This window comes from Cellulomonas bogoriensis 69B4 = DSM 16987 (assembly GCF_000767165.1).
Taxonomy (GTDB): Bacteria; Actinomycetota; Actinomycetes; order Actinomycetales; family Cellulomonadaceae; genus Actinotalea; species Actinotalea bogoriensis.
Window position 1 is genome coordinate 1 of record NZ_AXCZ01000247.1, and the last position, 2844, is coordinate 2844.

4 protein-coding genes are annotated in these 2844 nt (G+C 72.0%); 1 reads left to right on the forward strand and 3 read right to left on the reverse strand.

Annotated elements, in window-relative coordinates; genetic code table 11:
• Nucleotides 1-226: 226 nt before the first annotated feature.
• Nucleotides 227-406, forward strand: coding sequence for a hypothetical protein (locus N869_RS17480; protein ID WP_156968568.1), 180 nt, complete (start codon nt 227-229; stop codon nt 404-406).
• 10 nt (nt 407-416) lie between these two features.
• Here the strand turns inward: N869_RS17480 and N869_RS14080 are convergent, their stop codons facing one another.
• The 3 genes from N869_RS14080 to N869_RS14090 all read right to left on the reverse strand — a co-directional run.
• A complete protein-coding gene (locus N869_RS14080) occupies nt 417-1292 on the reverse strand; it encodes a class I SAM-dependent methyltransferase (protein ID WP_035062630.1) in 876 nt (291 codons plus the stop codon).
• A 47-nt stretch (nt 1293-1339) separates the two neighbouring features.
• Entirely contained in the window at nt 1340-1897 is a 558-nt protein-coding gene (locus N869_RS14085; protein ID WP_035062631.1) for a GNAT family N-acetyltransferase, read from the reverse strand.
• A gap of 40 nt (nt 1898-1937) precedes the next feature.
• Nucleotides 1938-2844, reverse strand: a 907-nt coding sequence (locus tag N869_RS14090; RefSeq protein ID WP_035062633.1) for a sodium-dependent bicarbonate transport family permease, incomplete at its 5' end; no start/stop codon positions are given.

Sequence of the window (2844 nt, forward strand, 5' to 3'; positions counted from 1 at the left end):
GCCCCGCCGACCCTGCCCGCCCCCGCCGTGCATGAAGTGGGACCGATCTGTTGCGAAATCCGCAACAGATCGGTCCCACTCACGGCGCCGGTGTGGCCCGGCGGACAGGTGCGTGATCAGCATCAGCGGCGCAACGGCGGCGGGCGGACGTCGGTGCGGCCGGCAGGACCTGGTCGCGCTCCAGGAGGCCCTGAGCTGCTGCAGAGTTGACCCGCATCCCGCACCGATGGACGGTTCTGGGGCTCCCGTGGTCGTGGGTGGGGGGATCCGGGTGCTGGAGGTGGAGTGCCTTGGTGGTGGCACTGCCCGCAGGTGGGAGGCCATCGAGGAGCGGTTGCGGGAGGCGTCTGACCGGTGGGGCGGTCACCTCGTCGCGGTCGGTCCCCACGACTGGCCCGAGCCGTGACCTTCGGGGCTCAGCGGCGCCGGGCGGTCAGGGTGAAGGTCGCGGGCAATCGTTCCGGGCGGTCGCGCAGGCGGTACTCGTTGACGTCCTCGTCGAGGGCCATGAGGCCGGGCAGGGCGTCCCAGGGGACGCTGTCGTGCTCGATCAGTGAGGTGAGATCGAGGCCGGCGTCGATGACGGCGGTGACGATCTCGCCCAGGCCGTGGTTCCACTCCATCGAGCGGGGCTGGGTGACCTTCTCGGTGCCGGCGTAGGTGTTCTCGTCGTCCCAGACGAGGCCGTCGGGCTGCTCGAAGTACGGGAGCTCCAACGCGACGGTCAGGTCGCCGGTACCCGTGATCCAGGGTTGCTGCCGGCGGTCGTCGTGCTCGGCCCCCACGGTCATCGCGAGGGCCGAGAGCAGCACAGGATGGCCGTCGCGGATGAAGAGCCGCCCGCCGGGACGGAGCAGACTCGCGACGGTCCGGGCCCACCGGCGGATGTCGGGCAGCCAGCAGATCGCGCCGATCCCGGTGTAGACGAGGTCGAAGCGCCGCCCGTCGAGCGCGTTCGGTGCCGTGTACACGTCGGACTCGACGTACTCGATGTCCGCCCCGGCGCGTGCAGCCAGGTCCCGTGCCACCTCGAGGGACCCACCGGACAGGTCCACGCCTGTGACCTGGGCACCCAACCGGGCCAGGCTCAGGGTGTCGGTGCCGATGTGGCACTGGAGGTGCACCACGTCCAGGCCGGCGACGTCCCCGAGGCGCGGCACGTCGAACGTCACGACGTCCGACAGTCGCCGCGGGTCCTGGAGCAGGGCGTCGATCCCGTAGCTCTGGGCGTGGACGGTCGCGCGACTGTCCCAGTTGGTGCGGTTGAGCTCCAGGTACTCCTCGGCGGACATGCGCCGGACGCTACCCGACTGCCCCCGCGGCACACCTCAGGTTTTCGTCACCACCGGACGCCGGGCGCCCGCGTCGCCCAGGGCAACGGCTCGACCGAGGGGACGGGGTCGGTCGCCAGACGTGCATGGGTCTCGACGTCGAAGCGCTCGGAGCCGTACCGGAGCTTGGCGCGCTGAAGCCCCTCGGGTCTGAACCCCGCGCTGGTCGCGACCCGGCAGGAGGCAGGGTTGTTCACCCGGTGCCCGAGCTCGAGCCGGAACAGCCCGCGTTCGGTCAACGCCCACGTCGACAGGGCCGCCAGGCCCCGGGCAGCCCACCCGCGGCCACGGTGCCCGGCCGCGAGCCAGTAGTACGTCCAGGCTGTCTGGTGGACCTCGTCGAGGCGGTTGATCCCCACGTTCCCCACAGCCACACCGTCGACGCTGAACGCGAAGTCGTGGCGGCCGTCACCGGGCAGCAGGTGAGCGCCGATGAACTCCTCGGCCTCACCCCGGGTCCTGAGGGTCGCGCCACCCAGCTGCTTGTACAGATCAGGGCTGCCCGACGACGCGGACACCAGCGCGTCGGCGTCCAGCAGGGACCAGGGGCGCAGCTCGACCGGCACGTCCCGATGGTGGCACAGCGGCCGCGTCGCCACGCGGCACTCAGGCGACCGGAACGCCTGTCACCGCACTGGAGATCGCGTAGTACAGCGGGATCCCCAGGGCGAGATTGAACGGGAAGGTGATGGCCAGCGACGCCGTCAGGGCGTGACCCAGGTTCGCCTCGGGCAGGGAGATGCCCACCGCTGCCGGCGCGGCGATGTAGGACGCGCTCGCGGCCATGGCGCCGAACACCGCCGCCCCACCGGCCGAGAGCCCGACGAAGGTGCCGACGACGGCACCGGCGGCACCGGCGACCAGGGGCATGACGATCGCGAAGGCCAGGAGGAAGGGGCCCGCGGACCGGATCTCCCGCAGACGTCCGCCCACCACGGTGCCCAGGTGCAGCAGGAACAGGACCAGCACCCCGGCGAAGGGGGTGACGAACACCGGCTCGACGAGCGCCCGCCCGGCGGGCCCGGCGATCACACCGATGACGAGGCCGCCGACGAGGAGGAGGACGCTCGAACCGGTCATCACCTCGTGGATGCCCTGACGCATGGACCCGCCGGGGCGCGCCCGGTGCGCCAGGGCCAGGGCGATGAGGATGCCGGGCACCTCCAGGACGGCGACGAGCGCCGGGAGGAACGCCTCAGGCTCGGCGCCCGCAGTGGTGGTGAAGGCCACCGCCGCGGCGAACGTCACCACCGAGACCGACCCGTAGTGGGCGGCGATACCGGCGGCGTCCGGCACGGAGAAGCGGCCGAACCGGCGCAGCGCGCCGTAGGCGACCAGCGGCATCAGGGCGCCAGCCAGCAGTGTCGCCACCAAGGGGCCCGCGAGTTCGGACGGGGAGGCGGTGACCAGTGCGGCGCCGCCCTTGAGGCCGATGGCCAGCAGCAGGTAGGAGGAGATCAGCTTCGCGGCACCGGAAGGGATCTTCAGGTCGCTGCGCAGCACCACGGCCAGC